This is a genomic window from Terriglobia bacterium, from assembly GCA_035712365.1.
Taxonomy (GTDB): domain Bacteria; phylum Acidobacteriota; class Terriglobia; order UBA7540; family UBA7540; genus SCRD01.
In genome coordinates, this window is record DASTAW010000041.1 from 1 (window position 1) to 18,346 (window position 18,346).

12 protein-coding genes are annotated in these 18,346 nt (G+C 57.1%); 4 read left to right on the top strand and 8 right to left on the bottom strand.

The features are described 5' to 3' along the window. Window positions 1–765: Ig domain-containing protein (locus tag VFQ24_12860; protein HET9179240.1), on the top strand; the 765-nt coding region annotated here is incomplete at its 5' end. Window positions 766–1,254: 489 nt separating this feature from the next. On the opposite strand, the gene VFQ24_12865 is transcribed toward VFQ24_12860, so the two are convergent. From VFQ24_12865 to VFQ24_12890, 6 genes are all read right to left on the bottom strand, one after another. Next, window positions 1,255–1,866 (bottom strand): OmpH family outer membrane protein, encoded by a 612-nt coding sequence (locus tag VFQ24_12865; GenBank protein HET9179241.1) that lies wholly within the window; start codon window positions 1,864–1,866, stop codon window positions 1,255–1,257. 71 nt (window positions 1,867–1,937) lie between these two features. Continuing rightward, window positions 1,938–4,997 carry an outer membrane protein assembly factor BamA gene (bamA, locus tag VFQ24_12870; GenBank protein ID HET9179242.1) on the bottom strand — a complete coding sequence of 1,020 codons (3,060 nt, stop codon included), beginning with the start codon at window positions 4,995–4,997 and terminating at the stop codon, window positions 1,938–1,940. A gap of 188 nt (window positions 4,998–5,185) precedes the next feature. Next, a complete protein-coding gene (locus VFQ24_12875; GenBank protein HET9179243.1) occupies window positions 5,186–7,624 on the bottom strand; it encodes an ATP-dependent Clp protease ATP-binding subunit in 2,439 nt (812 codons plus the stop codon). 62 nt (window positions 7,625–7,686) lie between these two features. Next, entirely contained in the window at window positions 7,687–8,373 is a 687-nt protein-coding gene (locus VFQ24_12880) for an ABC transporter ATP-binding protein (GenBank protein ID HET9179244.1), read from the bottom strand. 220 nt (window positions 8,374–8,593) lie between these two features. Further along, window positions 8,594–11,095 (bottom strand): ABC transporter permease, encoded by a 2,502-nt coding sequence (locus VFQ24_12885; GenBank protein HET9179245.1) that lies wholly within the window; start codon window positions 11,093–11,095, stop codon window positions 8,594–8,596. 371 nt (window positions 11,096–11,466) lie between these two features. Next, a complete protein-coding gene (locus VFQ24_12890; protein ID HET9179246.1) occupies window positions 11,467–12,696 on the bottom strand; it encodes an ABC transporter permease in 1,230 nt (409 codons plus the stop codon). A 253-nt stretch (window positions 12,697–12,949) separates the two neighbouring features. Between VFQ24_12890 and VFQ24_12895 the strand changes: the two genes are divergently transcribed. Both VFQ24_12895 and VFQ24_12900 read left to right on the top strand, forming a co-directional pair. Further along, the gene (locus VFQ24_12895; protein HET9179247.1) at window positions 12,950–13,417 is read left to right on the top strand and encodes a DUF4142 domain-containing protein; all 468 of its coding nucleotides are present in this window, start codon (window positions 12,950–12,952) and stop codon (window positions 13,415–13,417) included. Between the two features lie 32 nt (window positions 13,418–13,449). Next, window positions 13,450–13,989: a hypothetical protein gene (locus VFQ24_12900; protein ID HET9179248.1), complete on the top strand. Its 540-nt coding sequence runs from the start codon at window positions 13,450–13,452 to the stop codon at window positions 13,987–13,989. A 432-nt stretch (window positions 13,990–14,421) separates the two neighbouring features. Here the strand turns inward: VFQ24_12900 and lysS are convergent, their stop codons facing one another. Continuing rightward, entirely contained in the window at window positions 14,422–15,993 is a 1,572-nt protein-coding gene (gene lysS / locus VFQ24_12905) for a lysine--tRNA ligase (GenBank protein ID HET9179249.1), read from the bottom strand. A 354-nt stretch (window positions 15,994–16,347) separates the two neighbouring features. On the opposite strand from lysS, the gene VFQ24_12910 reads away from it, so the two are divergent. Beyond that, window positions 16,348–17,085: a hypothetical protein gene (locus VFQ24_12910; GenBank protein HET9179250.1), complete on the top strand. Its 738-nt coding sequence runs from the start codon at window positions 16,348–16,350 to the stop codon at window positions 17,083–17,085. Between the two features lie 152 nt (window positions 17,086–17,237). Here the strand turns inward: VFQ24_12910 and VFQ24_12915 are convergent, their stop codons facing one another. After that, a complete protein-coding gene (locus VFQ24_12915; protein ID HET9179251.1) occupies window positions 17,238–18,284 on the bottom strand; it encodes a 6-phosphofructokinase in 1,047 nt (348 codons plus the stop codon). Window positions 18,285–18,346 lie beyond the last annotated feature (62 nt).

Sequence of the window (18,346 nt, forward strand, 5' to 3'; positions counted from 1 at the left end):
GGTTCCTATACCTGGTCGATCAGCGCTGGCAGTCTGCCGGCAGGGTTGACCCTGAATACCTCGACGGGCGCCATCACCGGCACGCCTACCACCGCAGGCACCAGCAACTTTACCGCCAAGGTGACTGACTCGAACTCCCGGACCGCCACCCAGAACCTGAGCATCACGGTCAATGCCGCGCTGTCGATAACGACTACTTCCTTGCCCAGCGGCACCGTGGGGACGGCCTACAGCTCGACGCTTGCGGCCACCGGCGGCACGGGTTCCTATACCTGGTCGATCAGCGCTGGCAGTCTGCCGGCAGGGTTGACCCTGAATACCTCGACGGGCGCCATCACCGGCACGCCTACCACCGCAGGCACCAGCAACTTTACCGCCAAGGTGACTGACTCGAATTCCCGGACCGCCACCCAGAACCTGAGCATCACAATCAATGCCGCGCTTTCCGGTGACTTCTCGATGAGCGCGTCGCCGGGCAATCTGACATTGAAGAATGGCCAGAGCGGGAGCTACACGGTCAGCGTGAGCCCATCGGGTGGCTTTACAGGTTTGGTTGACCTCACCGTGTCCGGATGTCCCAACAATACGACGTGCACCTTCCTCTCCTCAAAAGTGAACATAACCGGAACGAGTGGAGTATCAAGCCAGCTCGCGGTGGCCAACAATGGAGCGGCGCGTACCAGCAGCACATTGACAATTACTGGAAAGAGCGAAGCCAACCCGAATCTTATGCACTCAGTGTCCGTGAACCTGAGAACCCGCTAACGTAAGAGTGGCGGCGCTGACGGACCAGACCAGTCCGGCGGAGAGGACAATTCTTCTTCAACCTTCAGCGCCGCAGCCCTTTTGCCGACTTCCGACGATAGCCCGGCAAGTGAAATGCTGCGCGGCCAAAAATGTCCACGCAGATCGCGGTCGCTTTTATCGCGCGGTTCGGGCCGCGGGTGCTTCACCGCCGTTTGAGCGCTGAAATCCACCTCGCGGTGGTTGTGGCAGGTTGCCCCGAATAACTTCCGAAGCGTAGGTTCCCTCAAAGGGCGACCATCACCTGCAGTGCCATCAACACAATGGAAATCGAGTGCTGGTAGAGGCCAGAACCGGGTGGCCCGGCATTCTTTGCCACCAAAACAAAAACCCCAGCCTCCATCGCTCTCTTACAACAGCAAAGCGATGAAGGCAGGGGTTAATGCTGGTAGTCGCCGGCCTGATTGGGCGATGAAGGCTGCCCGGGACGCGAACGATTCCCCCTCATACTCAGGGATTGGGCTTGGGCGGAGCCTTGGGCGCGACCGATGAACCGGAAGCGCCCGGGGACGTCGAGGCCCCCTCCGCAGGATGCGAGGAGTCATAGAGCTTGACGATCTCCGGCGTGATATCAACCCCCTTCGCGGCATAATAAACAGGCACCTGGCTGCCATCGATCACCAGCGCGTAGCCGTGCGCTGAGGCGTACTGGTCGATCACTTTCACCATCTTTTGCCCCAGGTCCCGCATAACCGTGTCGCGATCGTACTGGAAGGATGATTGCGCATCCTGCTCCAGACGTTGCAGGACGGTCTGCTTCTCCTGAAGATCGTGCTGCATCCGGCGCTGTTCATCGGCGCTCAAGGTTGTCATCTGCTTCTGCAGTTGTTGCTGCAGGTTCTGCACGTCGTCCTGCCGCTGGTTGATTTCCGTCTCACGCGGCTGGTATTTCTTCTGAAGGTCCTGCAATGCCTGTTTCCCTTCAGCAGTGCCGATAATGGCCTGCTGGATGTCAACGACGGCAACTTTGTCGCCCGCCGCCGCTGGGCCTTGCGCCCTCAGAAACATCGGATAGACCGCCAGGGTCATCGCCACCATCAACAACCATACGCGATTTCTCATTCTTGCGTACTCCTTTACCATCAATAAAAACTCCGATTTATCTTGCCACTGTCCCCCGAACAGCTGTCAAGCTAAAAAGTTCTCGCCACCGTAAACCCAAGCCGCGTCTTGCGCTCTTCGTACCGGAAGCTCTGGAAGAACGGCAATGCCCCAAGATACGTCGGCGTGTTCGGGAAGAGCGCCTGAATGTCTGCTGACGTTTGCGGCGGCGTAATCACATCATTCAGCCGCAGCAGGTTGTAACCGTAATAAAGCCGAAACGGAATGTTAAAGTGCGGCACGATGACCTGCAGCTCTATCCCCGCTGAACTGCGCGGCTGATAGTTGGTTCCCGCGGCCAATTGCAATCGGGTTGGAGGATTGAAGAACGGGAACTGCTGCGTCAGGGACGTCAGGGCGTTGGGCCGCAAATTCAGCTCGTCCTTGTGCCAGATGAAGTCCATACCCGCGTCAAAGAACGGAGCCACTGCCACAGGGCCAATGATCGGTATCCGGTATTCAAAGTTTGTATACCACTGCGTGTCGCCCCCCGGAAAAATAACGGTGTTCACCGGAAAACTCGTGGATGAACCGCAGGCCCCGGTGGGCTTCCCATCTGACCCCAGGGCAGGTATGACGTTGCCGGTGGCGTCGCGATTGCACACTGACCCGACGGTGGGGAAGAAAGCGACCGGACTGATCGAATAGATATCGAAGCCGCGGATGTCGTTTTCGCCGCCCATGTAGAACCGCGCAAATGGCGGCGGAACTTTGCCGTCGTATCCGCTGATCGTAGAGGCCGTAAGGTGCAAAGCCAGCGTGTTACGGCCGTGATTTATAGGGTGGTAATACTTGAAGTCAAGAGTCGGCGTGATCGTGTTGACATTGCCGCCCAGCACGCTGCCCGCAAACTGCAATGATGCATAGATGGACTTCCCGTAATGCGGTTCAAGATAATTCGGTCCGACTGTGTTGTAGGTACAGGTCGGCATGATCGAACTCGTCTTGATTCCCGTCAGCGAATTGGGTCCCTGGGTTATGTTCTGAAAGTTGAGGGCCTTGAAGTACTGCTGCGAGGCCAGACTGAAGGTCTCCAGGCTGCTGGTTGAAAAACTGTAGGTCAGTCCCACGCGCGCAAAATGCCGGCGAAGTGGATTGCTAATGAATGCTGTGAAGCCCGTGGAGTTTTGCGCGAAATTCTGGAACGAAGTGGCTCCAAACGCCGAAGCCAGCGCCGTCTGGCTGACGCCGGAAAATATGCTGGTCTGCTGAAGCTGATTGAAATTGATGTCACTCTTGAAGACAGTGAACCCGGTGGTAATGGGGCGGTCCATCAGATAGGGCTCCGTGAACCCAAACGTGTAGAGCTTTTCATACTGCCCTGTCTGCACTCCCACGCTCAGGGTTTCGCCCAGCCCCATGAAATTGTTGGTGGAATAATTAAACCCGAAGAAGTTGCCGGCAAAACCGCTGACGCCTCCCGAGAAGCCGATCGAGTTGCGCCCCTTCTCGTGGACCTTCAGGTCGATATCAACGGTATGGTTTTTGGCGTTCTGGGTGATCGTATAATCTTCTTTCTTGATTTCCTGGAAAAATCCAAGCTGGTTCACCTTCAGGATGCTCAGGTCCCAGTACCGCGTGTTAAACATCTCGCCTTCGTTCACCAGCAGTTCGCGCCGGACCACTTTGTCGCGAGTTTTCGTATTGCCCGAAAACTCGATGCGATGAATGTAAAACTGGCGTCCTTCGTCAAAATCGAAGGTCAGGTTGACCTCATGGCGGCTTCGGTTGGGTTCGGGGTCTGGAGTGGCGACAAAGTTGATGTAACCGAACTCGCCGTATAGCTTGGTGAGATTGTCAATCGCCTTGCGCATCTTCGAAACGTCAAAGATGTCACCGGATTTCATGCCCAGTATGGGCATCAGTTGCTGCGTCTTGAAAAGCTTATTGCCCCGGATGTTGAACTTCCCCAGCCTGTACTGCTGCCCTTCCTCCACCGGAATCGTAACATCCACGGCTTTGCCATGACCCCAGCTCCAGAAGAAAAATGGCCAGTGGTGGGCCGTATCCTTCATCTTGACCACCGGCTCTCCAGGCAGCGCGTAAAAATATCCGTGATTCTGATACAATTCGCGCACTTTTTCGAGGTCATACAGCACCTGGTCGTGATCGTAGGTCTTGTGAAACCAGTAAAAAAACGGAGGAGCTCCGCCGGGCCGTGACAACTTCATCTGGCGCACCAGTTCGCCATTCCGGAAAACTGTGTTGCCGGTGAAGTGGATGCTGCCAATCTTTACTTTGGGACCTTCATTCACAATGAAAGTGAGCGCTACCGAGTTCGGAGGAATATTGCGCGTGCGGTGCCGGACGGTCGCAAACTGCCGCCCATGGGCGCCCAGCATCTCCTGGAGAACGACTTCCGCCCGCTTGATGACCACGGGGTCGTACTGCGAATCCATCGTCAAGCCGACCTTCTGCTTCTGGAAAGCATCCAGCACGTCGGATTGTTCCACCGAATGGAGTCCTTTGTAGGTGATCGCCCGGATCAGTTTCTTTTCGCGGACGTAGAAGACAACAATTTTGCCGGTCTTTCCGTCCTGGACCTCCAGCCGGATGTCATCGAAATAGCCGGTGTTCCACAGAGCCATATAGTCGCGCTCGAGCGAACTCTCGTTATAGACATCACCCGGGCGCGTAAAAATCTGAGACTGCAGCCGCGAAGAAGGAATGCGCCGGTTGCCCCGGAATTCGACACGTTCAATCAGCACCTGCTGCTGGGGCCTGGCCGGTTGGCCCTGCTCCTTGGGCGCCGGTTTTCCGGGCGTAGGCGCCGGCGGGGTTGTCAGTTGAGGATTGGTCAACTGGGGAGTGGTAAGTTGGGGCGTCGTGAGTTGCGGTTGCTGGGGCTTCGCGGGAGCCGGATTAGGAGGTTGCTGCTTTTCCTGGCCCTGCTGTCCTTTTTCCTGCCCTTGCTGTTGTTTCTCCTGGGCTTGTTGCTGTTCACTCGGGGCAGGTGAAGGCGTCTGGTTTTCCTGGCCCTGAGATGGTGGACCCTGGGCCCGGAGCCCGCCCCCCGCCAAAATGAGAACCAGAACTGCGGCTGCCAGCGTCGCACCGGCGGGCTGGTCCTGCCTTTTACGCCTACCTGTCAACAGCCTCAAGAAACAGCCTTTCCCCCGCGCTCCGATGTGAGAGCTTAAGCATCTCCGATGCAGCAAACTCCCCTAAAGTTGGCTGGCATTTCCCACGCCGGGGGAAGCCGGCCGACAAGCTATTGTATCTGAGGATGCGTTGGATTATCAGGTTACTCGCGGATTCCCCTGCCCCCGAAGGAGTCGCTCTAGTGAGAAAGTGGCGTGGCCGAAACCAGCTTGTCATTCACAGGGCGATAATACAGAGATTCATTCTCTACGACAACCTCCAAAACCGCCGGAGGCTGGATTTCACCCTGAATCAGGGCTTCCGAGAGCGGGTCCTCGATGTATTTCTGTAACGCCCGCCGCAACGGCCGGGCCCCGTATGACCGATCTGAACACGTCTTCTCCAGTATCCACTTTCCGGCTTCGGGGGAAAGGGTCAGGGAGAGGTTCCTCTGCGCCAGATGCTGGTTCATGTTGTTGACCAGCAGATCGAGGATCTGTAGCATGTCATTGTCGTTCAAGGCATTAAAGATAATGATTTCGTCGAGCCGGTTCAGGAACTCCGGATTGAACAGCCGTTTGACCTCGCCCATAACCAGGTCGCCCAGCTTTTTGTCCGTTGCCCCCTCCGTCGCTGACTGGAAGCCCAGATTCGAGCGCCGCTCCAGATACCTGGCCCCGATATTCGAGGTCATGATAATAATGGTGTTCTTGAAGTCGACCGTATTTCCCAGCCCGTCCGTCAACTGCCCGTCTTCAAAAACCTGGAGAAGAATATTGAAGATGTCGGGGTGGGCTTTCTCAATTTCGTCCAGCAGGATCAGCGAATAGGGTGAACGCCGCACCCGCTCCGTCAACTGCCCGCCTTCCTCGTACCCCACGTAGCCCGGAGGCGAGCCAATCAGCTTGGACACGGAGTGCTTTTCCATAAACTCCGACATGTCGAAACGTATCAGCACCCGCTCGCTGTTGAACAGGATCGCTGCCAGCGACCTTGCCATTTCCGTTTTCCCGACGCCCGTGGGCCCTAGGAAGAGGAACGAACCCACCGGCCTGCCGGGGGGCTTCAGCCCGGCCCGTGAACGGCGGATGGCCCTTGCCAGCGCCGCAACCGCCGAATCCTGGCTGATGATGCGCTTGTGCAGCTCATCTTCCAGCCGTAGAAGCTTGGTCATCTCCTCTTCTTTGATCGAGCTGACAGGAATGCCCGTCCAGCGCGCGACAACGTCTTCAATGTCCGCCTTGGAAACCGAGCCGGTCGCCGTTTCATCGATGTTGTACTTTTCGCGCAGCAGCCGCAGGTTCTCGCGCTCCTTGCGCTCTTCGTCGGAATAAAAACGCGCCTTCTCAAATTCGTGGTTCGCGATGGCGTTTTCCATCCTGTGGACTACAAACTTGATCCGCTTCTGGACCTCGGTCATTTCTTCCGGCAGGGTGCTCTGGCGCAACTTGACGCGCGCCCCCGCTTCGTCGATCAGGTCAACGGCCTTGTCGGGCAGGAAGCGGTCGGGAATGTACCGGCTGGAGAGGTACACGGAATTCGTAATGGCTTCGTCCCCATACGTCACCGCATGGAACTTCTCGTAGCGTTCCTTGATGCCGAACAGAATCTTGATGGTCTGCCCCTCGTCCGGAGGCGGGACCTTGACCGCCTGGAACCGCCTTTCGAGTGAGCGGTCCCGCTCAATGGACTTCCGGAACTCGGCCGGAGTCGTCGCGCCGATGCATTGGATTTCGCCCCGCGAAAGGGCCGGCTTGAGAATGTTGGCCGCGTCAAGTGAACCTTCGGCCGAGCCCGCGCCGACCAGCGTGTGGAGTTCGTCAATAAAGATGATGGCGTTCTGCGCCTCCATCAATTCTTTCATGATGGTCTTCAGGCGCTCCTCAAACTGTCCGCGATACTTGGTGCCCGCCACAATCAGCGACAGATCAAGGGCCAGAATCCGTTTGTCGGAAAGGAAGGATGGAACGTCTCCTTCGGCGATGCGTTCCGCCAGGCCCTCAACAATAGCCGTTTTGCCAACACCCGGCTCTCCGATCAACACAGGATTGTTTTTCGTTCGGCGGCAGAGAATCTGGATGACGCGCTCGACCTCATTTTCCCGGCCGACCAAAGGATCAAGCTGATTTTCCATCGCTGCCTGGGTCAGGTCGCGGCTGAATTCGGAAAGCAACGAAGTCTCTTTGGCACGGTTCGCAGAAACCTTTTCGCTCTGTGTACGGCTCAACTCTTCCCGTAGCGTGGACAACCGGAGCCCGCGCTCGTGGAGAATCTCCGCCGCAAACGATTTGTCCTCCCGGAGAAGACCCAGCAGAAGATGTTCGGTTCCGATGTGTTTATGGGCCAGGCGCTCGGCTTCTTCGGCGGCGTAGGCAAGCACGCGCTTGCATTCCTGGCTGAGAGGCAGCTCAACGGACGTTGACACTTTTTCCCGAACGGGAATGTGTCCCTCTACCTGCTTGCGAATGGATTCAATGGATGCGTGGGAACGCAAGAAGCGGTTGGTGAGCGCTTTGTCTTCACGCAGCAAACCGAGCAGCAGGTGTTCGGTTTCGATATAGGGGCTTCCAAACTGGCTGGCCTCATATCGGGCAAAGAAAATAACACGCCGGGCTTTTTCTGTGTATCTCTCGAACATAGCTCCTCAGTTTTTCTATAGACCCTGCCCCCTGACTTCATCATATGCCAAAAAGCAGGTTTTCAGTTAAACCGTGGAACTACCACCTCGGTCAGTTGGCCGTCTTCCAGACGCAACGTCCGAGCCGCGCGCTGCGCGAGTTCCATATTGTGCGTGGCCAGCACCGAAGTCAACCCATGGATCCGGTGCAACCGTTCGAGCAGATCCATCACATGCTCCGCGGTCCGGTGATCCAGGTTTCCCGTCGGCTCATCCGCCAGCAGCAACGCTGGCTTGTTGACTAGCGCCCTTGCCAGCGCCACTCGCTGCTGCTCTCCGCCTGAAAGCTCACCGGTTCGGCGTCCCAGGGCATTTTCCAGACCCACCTCCGCCAGAAGTTCCCTGGCGTGACCCCGTGCCTTCTCGAAACCATTTCCGGCGATGAGCTGGGGCAGCATTACATTTTCCAGCGCGCTGAATTCTGGCAGCAAATGATGCATTTGCCAGACAAAACCAATTCGCCGATTCCTATAGTCTGCCTGCTCCTCAAAGCTGAGCTCGGCTAACCTCTTCCCTCCAAAGTATATCTCACCTCTCGTCGGAGTGTCCAGCGCGGCGAGTAGATGCAGCAGCGTCGTCTTGCCGGAGCCCGACCTTCCAACCAGCGCCAGCAGCTCTCCCTGTTCCACTTTCAAGCTGAGGCCATTAAATACAACCACTTCCTGCTCGCCAGAGCGAAAAATCTTGGTCAGGTTTTCAACGCGCAGCATCGAGCCTCAAATTCCAATCCCGAGGCTAACATTAACACAAAACCGCCCCCAGGCAATCACCGTTCGCCTTGATTACCATTCTGTAGCGGCGGCTTTACGCCGCCATTTCCAGGCGAGGCGGTTCGCTCGTGGCACGGCCATCTTGGTCCCGCCCAGGCGGGAGCGGGACGCCCGTGCCACGTCTGCATTGGCGGCTGGGTGTGGCGCGCTAAACGCGCCGCTACTCATATCGTAAGGCCACCATGGGATCAACTTTGGCGGCGCGACGGGCAGGGATGTAACAGGCCGCCAGCGCCACGGCAATCAGAATCGCCGAGACAGCGATGAACGTGGGCGGATCGGTGGGTTTGACGCCGTAGAGCAGGCTTGACAGAAATCGCATGAGCGCGAGCGCTCCGGCAATGCCGATGACGACACCAATCAACGCCAGCTTCAGCCCCTGCCCGACAACCATCTTTAACACGTCGCTCTTCTCCGCCCCCAGCGCCATGCGGATGCCGATTTCTCGCTGCCGCTGCGCCACGGAATACGCCAGCAGTCCGTAGATTCCCAGGCAAACCAGCAGTGCGGCTGCGATGCCAAACAGCGAAGCAAGCACCGCCGTTTCACGATCACCGGAAATGCTGTTATGAACCTCTTCGCTTAGCGTATCGGCAGACCCGACAGGCAGCGAGGGATCGATCGACGTCACTGTTTTCTGAACCGGCACGATTGTGGATCGGGCCGGCATTCGGGTGCGGGCATAGAGCACGAAAGACTGAGCATAGCGGAGATCAGTCATGAGGCCGTAGACCTCGGGACGAACCGGCTCTCGCAACGAGCGATACTTCGCGTCATTCACTACGCCAATGATTTGGCTCTGCGCACGGGCCGGGTCACCCACTCTGCCCGAACCGATTAGTTTGCCAATGGGGTCGGTGTTCGGGAAAAACTGCCGTGCGAGAGTCTGGTTCACAATCACCTTAGCCGGTTCCGTATGCTTTTCCTCCGGCTCGTCATTTGGCGTAAAGTTTCGACCGGCAAGGAACTGCATTCCCATCGTGCTGAAGTAACCTGGCGAGACATCGTTGACGTTGGTGTTCAGATAGTCGGCGCCCGTGATCTGCTGCCCCGCCGGGGCGAGTCCCATGACAATTCCGTGCCCGCGCATCACGCCCACGCGGGCAGCGCCCGCAGAAACGACGCCGGGCATCTCTCCCACGCGGGCTAGCAGTGACTTCAGCAGATTCGGTTGCACGTTCTGGCCCGTCAAATTCACCGTGAAGGTCACCACATGGTTTGGTTCGAAACCGGGGTCAGTTCGGGCCAGATTCCGAAAAGTGCGTACAAACAGTCCCGCTGCCGTGAGCAGGGCGACGCATAGCGCAGTTTGGAGGACGATCAGGGCCTGCCGGCCGCGCAGCCGCGCACTGGCGCGAGACCCGCGAAGCACGGTGTCGAGGTTCGTTCTGGAATTTGCCATCGCTGGAGCCAGGCCGAAAAACAGAGTCGCCGCCATGGCGAGAACCAGCGAAAAGAGAAAGACAACGGCGCTAATGTGAGCATCGAGCGATACGGGCATGGGCCAACCCAGAAGGTCATGGATCGTGGGCAGTTGCCCAGCCGCAATAGGCATAGCCAACCATCCCATCAGCAATCCCCCGGCAGCGCCCATTGCCGTGATCAGCGAACTTTCAGTAAGCATCTGGCGCGCCAGTCGCAGACGCGTTGCGCCCACCGCCAGCCGAACGGCTATTTCCTGCTGGCGTGCGGCATTTCGGGCCAGCAGCAGTCCGGCAATATTTGCACACACGATCAGGAAGAGAAGCCCGACAGAGGCCATCAGCAATTTGAAAACGTCACCGAACTGGCTGCGAACAACTGAAACGCCATGCCCCAGCGGTTCGAGCCAGATGTGGTCCTGAATATCCTTCGAAACTACTTTCGGAGGCAGCTTTAAGACATGTTCATCATAATCCTTCATTACCGGGGTCGAGATCGCCTGGCACTCGGCCTGGGCGGTCTCGGGTTTGACGCCGGGCTTTAAGCGCGCCGCCAATTCAAACCACACCATCTCGATGTTTGTTTGAACCCCGGTGCCCTCCGAGAATAGAGTGGGGAATGCGCGCAATGGAATCCAGAGGTCAGGAGCGGTATCGAGACTTAGACCGCCAAACCCGGGCAGCATGACGCCTAGAACAGCGAAATGCTCGCCATTCACGATGATCGTCCGGCCTTTTACGACATTCGGCTCACCCGCAAAGCGCCGCCTCCAGAAGTTGTAGCTCAGCAGGGCGGGAGGAGACCCCGGCTCTTCGGCGGCATCGGAAGGCGTCAGCACGCGGCCATGTAAGGCCCGCACGCCTAGGGCGTCGAAGAATCCGGGGATCACGGCTTCCAGGGAAACCTCTTCTGCCGGTCCGGGATCGCTCATTGCGAAATGGTAGCCGCCGACCTCTCCAAAGACAGAGTCGAAGCTCTTCGCACGATCATGTAAGGCCCGGAAGTAGGCCAGCGGAAAATCACTGTGGCTCCCGATTTTTGATTCGTGATACACAAGCCTCACCAACTGTCCAGGTTGCCGCACGGGCAGCGGCCTTAGAAACACCGCGTCAAACAGGCTGAATATCACCGTGCTTGCGCCAATGCCGAGCGCGAGTGTCAGCACGGCAACCGCCGTGAATCCCGGGTTGCGGCGGAGCTGGCGCAGGCCGTACTTCAAATCCTGTAGCAGGGTGTTCATTCGCCTCCCAAATTACAAGATACGAATTACTAATTACTGGCACAACGGAAATTATGAATTCTGAAAGATGAAAGAAAGAAACTGATGCGCGCGCATCTTCTTCACATAGCCGGCCCAGGCTGCGGCTATTTCATACTTCATAATTTATAATTCATAATTCTTCTTCAATCATTCAATCACAAATCAGAAATGGCTCGCTAAGCGCGCCGCCGGGTAACTCGTAATTTGTAATTCGTAATTTCTTGTTCCACTGCACCGCAAGCAAAAGGCCGCAGACTGCAAAAACGGCAGTCTGCGCTACCAAGCTTCGTTTCAATCATCAATCGCAACTCGCTCGATCACAAATCAGAGATGGCGCGGTAAACGCGCCGCTACTCGTAACGAAGAATTTCCGCCGAGTCCAGCCGTGCGGCCGAAAAAGAAGGGTAGAAGGCCGCAAGAAAGCTGATGGCCACGACCGCCACACCGATCCACAGGCCATCCCAGGGGCGCGGGATAAACGGCACGAATGACAATCCGTAAACGTCGGCCTGCAAGGGAACCAACTGATAAGCCTCTCCCAGCCAGGAGCCGCCGTACCCCAGCACCAGGCCAAGAATTGTGCCCAGGCAGGCAATCAGAATTCCGTGGAGCGTGAAGACGGTCCAGATTTGCCTGTTCCTCGCTCCCATCGACTTCAGCACGGCGATGTCGCGGTTCTTGTCCATCACCATCATGGCCAGCGTAATAAAAATGTTGAGAGCCGCCACCAGCACGATCAGGCCGATGGTCAGGATGGTAACCAGCCTTTCGAGTTTGAGCGCGCTGAAGAGCGCGTGATTCTGGTCCACCCAGGTGGTGGTGTCAAACCCAGGGCCGGCGGCCTTCTGGATGGTCTCTGCCACCGCGTCAACCTTGTAAACATCGTCGAGCTTGAACTCAATCACGGAGACAACGTTCTTCAAATCGAAAAGGCGCTGAGCAGCGTCCAGATTGGTAAAGGCCCATTGAGCGTCAAAGTCGTAAAAACCTGAATCAAATATGCCCACGACGCGAAAGTGCCGATACTTCGGCACAACTTCGAACGGTGTGAGCGTGCCCTGAGGGCTGGTGACCATCACCGTGTCCCCAACCGAGGCTCCGAGATTTTTGGCCAGTTCCTTTCCGATAATGATCGGGTCCGCGTCGGGAAATGTCTCCGAAAGTCCGTCGAGAGATCCCGAAGAAAGGTGATGGAGCAGGTCACCGACCTTCAGCTCGCGTTCAACATCAACCCCTTTAATCATCACGCCGCCGGACCGTTGACGATTGGAAATCAGGGCCTGTTCATAGAGGGCCGGCGCCGCGGCAACCACGTGCGGCAGATTTGAGAGGCGCCGGGTCAGCGCTTCATAATGCTGGATGCCGTCATTCTGCGAACGAATCAGATTCACATTGGCGGTGGCGCCAAGCAGCTTGCCCTGCAGTTCCTGGCGAAAGCCATTGTTGATGGCCAGCGCGATCACCAGCGCGGCCACACCCGCCGTCACTCCGACCACGGAGATGGCTGTCACTACTGAAATGGCAGCCTGTCGCCGCTTCGCCTTCAGATATCGCAATGCAACAAATAATTCAAACCTCATAGTCCAGAGTTATTATTAGATGATATCGGGTGAAAAGGAAATCTGAAACGCGGGCCGGCCACGGGCTCACCCCTTCATAGATGCGCCAGCCCCGAATCAGTGACTTCGCATGCCATTGCGACTAAAGTTTGCCCTCAAACGTGTCGTCATCGCCGTGCTGGTCACTGCCGGGGTTTTGGCTGCATATTTGAGGGCAGGAAGAACACAAACGCGGCAGCCCATCCCGGTCGTGGGCTCACGGCAGAACGTTAGCATGGAAACGGAGCTTCTGTCGGCCATGCACTCAGCCGACCAGATAGAGATCAGGGCCGGCGAGCTGGCACGGTCAAGGGGGACGATCGGCGAGATACGCAACTTCGGGGTTCTCCTCATGCGCGATCACAGTGAAGCCGACAAGCGCATCCAGAGCGCGGCCAACCAGCAGCACATACGCTTGACAGAGTGGCTGGCCGAGACCCCCGAAGAACAGCACAACATCGAAATGCTCCAACAGGCGCTCGCAGAGTTGGAGTCACTCGACGGGCCGAAGTTCGACAGCACGTTCATCGAGTTCACTGACGAAATCCAGTACAGGCTGCGGCAGACGTTGCAACGTGGCACTCTGCAAGTGAAGTCGTCGCCGGTCAAGGCGCTCATCAGCAAGGAAATTCCCATCCTGCAACAGCACGAATTTCTGTGTAGCTGGTGCCGTGATCACTGCTTGAATCTCAAACTACGTTGATCTACGTGCGGGGCGAACAAGCCGGGGAAGACATGGCAGAAGAAAGCAACATTTCCACCAGAGCGGTACTGCGGGGAGGCATCGCGGGCGGAGTCATCGCCGGCCTACCGATGTTGGCATTTGCGATGGTGCATGCGGAGATCACGGGCGCAGGTTTCTCGAGCCCACTGCGATGGATCGCGGCGTCCCTTGGCGATGTATGCGCATTGATCATGGCCGGTGAAGCAAGGGGCAGCACCAGTACGCCGGGTGTGCTGTTCACGGGTGCGATCATTCACCTTTTGTTTTCGGCGGGCTGGGGCATTGTCTTTGTCAGGCTTTTTCCGCGACTTCGCGGCATCGCCGCATTGGGCGTGGGGCTTTTGTACGGCGTTGGGGTGTGGGTGGTGATGACGTGGGGCGTACTCACGTGGCTGGATCGGCCCATGTATGATCGAGTGCAGCTCGTGGCTGGGGCGTTTTTTATGCAGCACTTAGTATATGGAGGATGCCTTGCTCTGGCACCCTGCCTTGCGCGCCGGTGGCCCGGCAAAGGTCCAGTCAACCCCAGTCTGACGCTCCGACTAAACTAAAATCCAATCCAGGATTAAGTGAAAGTCGTCATGACTGTCGCTGATTATGCCCAAGCCAAGACGTGCTCGGAAATAGGACAGGCCGAAACACTCCCTAGCAGGCTGATCAAAAATGGGCCTAATTAAGAAAAAACGATCGCGGCTGGCGCAGATGCTCGCTGTTTAGCATCTGCAGTCTCGCGAAGCGAGAGGTTATTGTCCGCCGAAGTCTGGCCCTACGGGAATCGCAGGCAAAAACCCGGCGGTTCGCCAGCGCTCGAATCGCGACTGACCGGCTGGTCAGCCTATATACGACTGAACAACCAGCCGGAGACGAACGAAATCAGCCCACGGTGGGCGCCTCTCTCGCCGTGTGGCCTCTGTCAATTTGCGGGAGAGATAAGAGCCGCGAGCCTCAACAGCGGGCGATCGCGCTGCTCCCTCTTCAACTCTTCAGGCCGAAGATTTTTCGGGGCGCAGCAGAGGGAACAGGATCACGTCGCGGATGGAATGCGAATTGGTCAGGAGCATGGTCAGGCGGTCGATGCCGATCCCTTCCCCGCCCGTCGGAGGCATTCCATAGCTGAGCGCGCGGATATAGTCCTCATCGATGGCGTGCGCCGTCAAGTCTCCGCGTTCCCGCAAAAGCTGCTGATACTCAAAACGGTCGCGCTGCTCGGCAGGGTCGTTGAGTTCGCTGAAGGCGTTGGCGATTTCCATGCCGGCTACGAAAAGCTCGAACCGCTCGACAAAATTGGGATCGTCGGGCTTTTGCTTGGACAGCGGCGAAACTTCAAGCGGAAAATCGACAATAAAAGTCGGCTGGATCAGCTCGTGCTCCGCCACGGCCTCGAATAGTTCCTGTAGGGCCGCCCCCGGCGCCAGGCCTTCAGGCGTGGCAAGGGTCGCATACCGCCCGGCCGAATTTTCCGCAAAGCTGTTATAGGTCTTCGCCCATTCGAGAATCGCTTTCGGCTGGGCCAGGCCTTCGACCGAAGGCCCTCCATCGGCCGAAGGCCCTCCATCGGCCTCCTTCGGCCAATAACGGACAATGGCCTCCTTCATGGTGAAGCGCTGGAATTTTTCAAACGTAATATGGTGTTCACCGTAATCAAACTCGAGCGAGCCCACAACAGCCCTGGCCACGTGCTGCATCAGGTGCTCCGTCATGTCCATCATGTCGCGGTAATCTGCATAAGCCTGATAAAACTCCAGCATCGTGAACTCCGGATTGTGCTGGGTAGAAATTCCCTCGTTGCGGAAGTTCCGGTTGACTTCGTAAACGCGGTCGAGCCCTCCCACAATCAGGCGCTTCAAGTAGAGCTCCGGCGCGATTCGCAAATAGAGATTCATATCCAGGGTGTTGTGATGGGTCACAAACGGACGAGCCATGGCGCCGCCAGCCATCGGCTGCATCATCGGTGTCTCGACTTCAACATACCCGTGCGACTCCAGGAACTCCCGCAATGCCTTGATCAGCCGTGAGCGCCGCTCAAAAACGCGCCGGGCTTCTTCATTGACCATCAGGTCCAGGTACCGCTGGCGGTAACGGATTTCAACGTCGGTGAGGCCGTGCCATTTTTCCGGCAACGGGAGAAGGGCTTTGGCAAGAAAATGGAGGTGCTCGGCGTGTACCGTCAGTTCGCCAGTGCGGGTCCGGAACAGATAGCCTTCCACGCCAATCACGTCGCCCAGGTCAAGCAGCTTGTAAAGCTCAAAATCGCGTTCGCCAACGGCGTCCAAGCGCACATAGATCTGCAGTCGCGATCCTTCCCCTTGCAGGTGCGCAAAGCCGGCCTTGCCGTGAGGCCGGATCGTCATAACGCGGCCGGCAACCCTTACCGGGACTTTATTCGCAGCCAATTCCTCGGCCGACTGAGCAGAGTATTGTTCCAGAATCTGCGGAATGGTATGGCTGATACCGAATTTTCTTGGGTAGGGCTCAAAGCCCAGGCCGATAATGGACTTCAGTTTTTTTTCTCGCTGAAGGACCAGGTCCTGGCTCTCATTGTTCGATATTGACAAGATCGTTAACCCCGGCTTCCGGAGCGGTCATGCAGTGCAGTCGCGGCCCCGTCGTAGCTTTCTCAGCAGGAATCGTGACAAAGCAAATCCAATCTTACACCCCAGCCAGTCGATCGCTGACGCAATCGTTCACCGCCTAACACGCAGTATCTTGAAAACAGGCATTATAGGTGCCAGTCCAAAAACGTGTCAAGGATGGAGGCCCGCCGTCAAAACTCATCCGCCCTATTGCCGGTTAACTGGGAAATTAATAGTTAGCCGGATAGATTCCGCAATTCAACAAAGAATTTTTAAAAGAATAGGCTACTTTGCTCTTGAAAAATTCCACGAGTTCACCTATATTGGGGAACGCTTATGGTGTGGATTTTCGAATTCGGAATTCTTTTGGTGGTCGCGGCGGTACTTCGCAGGGCCCTCCATCTGGGGAAAACGCCGGCCCCCAGGCAGCCCGGTCCGCGGTTTCGACGACCCGCCAACAACTCCTTGTGTTCGCCTCTGGTTTCAGAAATCGACGCCCATGCTTCCATTCTTGGTGTGGCGCTCAACGACGCCATCGACGAACTAGCTTCCGGGAAAACTGAGATGGCCCGCTGCATGCTTGGCGTATTCAGCAGCGAGCGGGAGCGACTGGTTGAGCTGGTTATTGATTTGCAAAATCTCTCGCTCAAGTACCTCCCAACGGTCCAGGATCCCATAGAAGGAAGGACCCTTGACCCTGAGTCTTTCCGGTCAGCGCCGGTCAGCGAATTCCTCAAACGCCACAATGTTCTGGAGCAGTTTGTCTTTCGTTCGAAGCTGCGCTTCCAATTGCAACTGCGGCTCCTGCGGCGCGCAACTGCGCTGCTCAACGAGAGCATTGAAGAAAGTATAGGCAATCCAGCACAAGGTACTGCCGGATTCGGCGGGACACTTGCTCAGCTTGACCTGTACTTCCATGATCTCGACTTGTTGAGCAAGGAAACCCTTCTGGGCTTCAGCGCGGAATTGGCCAGCCTTCCCGAGGATGTGCTGGAAGAGGTGAGCGCCGAAATCGCGGCCCTGACCAACCGCAACACCGTGCTGATCCCTCTCGCGTCCGCTGTCCAGCGCTAAGCCGCAAATCCCCTTCAACGCAGCATTCGAGCCGGAAAACTCCTGATGCGGTCCGGCAGGGGCAACCGGCCAGCTCTGACAACAGTTAATCCGGGAGCATCGCACCGGCGAGAACACCGTGACGCCCCCAGGGAACGCGCCTGCGCCCGTCGCTATCCGTAGAAGATTTCCGCCGTCTCGATCAGTTCCTTATCCACAAACTTCAGCTTGGTCATCGCGTCCTTTAGCGGGATGTCCTCGATCTTGTTCCCCCTCAGACAGACCATCGTTCCATATTTACCCTCATGGATGAGGTCAACGGCCTTCACGCCGTACCGGGTGCCGAGCACGCGGTCAAAAGCCGTCGGCGACCCTCCCCGCTGAGTATGGCCGAGGACGGTTACACGGGTCTCATAACCTGTCCGCTTTTCAATTTCGTTGGCGATCACTTCCCCGACTCCGCCCAGGTGAACGTGGCCAAACTGGTCGAGCTTCTGGTTTTTCGTCACAACTTCTTCAACGCCTTCCAACTTGAAGCCTTCAGCCACCACGATAATAGAAAACAGCCGGCCTCTCGAGTGCCGTTTCTGGATGATTTGGCAAATTTCGTCTATGGTCATCGGTTGCTCCGGAATCAGAATGCAATCAGCACCCCCGGCCAGGCCTCCGGTCACCGCGATCCAGCCTGTGTGCCGGCCCATGACTTCGACAACCATCACACGCTGATGCGACTCGGCAGTGGTGTGAAGGCGGTCAATGGCTTCCGTCACGATCGAAACAGCGGTGTCAAAACCGAACGTCTGGTCAGTCCCTTCGACGTCATTATCTATCGTCTTGGGCACGCCTACGACCTTCATCCCATCCGCGGCAAGTTGTCGCGCCACGCCCAGCGTATCCTCGCCGCCGATCGCGATCAGATAATCGATGCTGAACTTTTCCATGTTGGTCTGCAATGCCTTTCGGTCCTCCTCTTTCTTCAGAGGGTTCGTCCTGGAGGTCCCCAGAATGGTCCCGCCACGGGGCAGAATCCCCGAAACCTTCATCAGGTCTAGCGGCTCTATAGTGCCCTTCACAAGGCCCAGCCATCCGTTCTTGATTCCGTATACTTCGTAATTCAGCATGAGGGCGCGGCGGACCACCGCGCGAATCACGGCGTTTAATCCGGGGCAATCCCCGCCTCCGGTTAGAATTCCAATTCTTCCATGACCGTCTGTAGTCATTTCTTCGTTCTCTCCCGATATAAATATGTAGATGCAGGGCAGCAGCAGACCACGCGTGCCTG

What these genes read in the sequence shown, in the direction of transcription:
- VFQ24_12910 (HET9179250.1), top strand. Translation starts at nt 16,348, where the DNA reads ATGGTGTGGATTTTCGAATTCGGAATTCTTTTGGTGGTCGCGGCGGTA.
- VFQ24_12900 (HET9179248.1), top strand. Translation starts at nt 13,450, where the DNA reads ATGGCAGAAGAAAGCAACATTTCCACCAGAGCGGTACTGCGGGGAGGC.
- VFQ24_12865 (HET9179241.1), bottom strand. Translation starts at nt 1,866, where the DNA reads ATGAGAAATCGCGTATGGTTGTTGATGGTGGCGATGACCCTGGCGGTC.
- VFQ24_12880 (HET9179244.1), bottom strand. Translation starts at nt 8,373, where the DNA reads ATGCTGCGCGTTGAAAACCTGACCAAGATTTTTCGCTCTGGCGAGCAG.
- VFQ24_12885 (HET9179245.1), bottom strand. Translation starts at nt 11,095, where the DNA reads ATGAACACCCTGCTACAGGATTTGAAGTACGGCCTGCGCCAGCTCCGC.
- VFQ24_12890 (HET9179246.1), bottom strand. Translation starts at nt 12,696, where the DNA reads ATGAGGTTTGAATTATTTGTTGCATTGCGATATCTGAAGGCGAAGCGG.
- VFQ24_12875 (HET9179243.1), bottom strand. Translation starts at nt 7,624, where the DNA reads ATGTTCGAGAGATACACAGAAAAAGCCCGGCGTGTTATTTTCTTTGCC.
- VFQ24_12915 (HET9179251.1), bottom strand. Translation starts at nt 18,284, where the DNA reads ATGACTACAGACGGTCATGGAAGAATTGGAATTCTAACCGGAGGCGGG.
- VFQ24_12895 (HET9179247.1), top strand. Translation starts at nt 12,950, where the DNA reads ATGGAAACGGAGCTTCTGTCGGCCATGCACTCAGCCGACCAGATAGAG.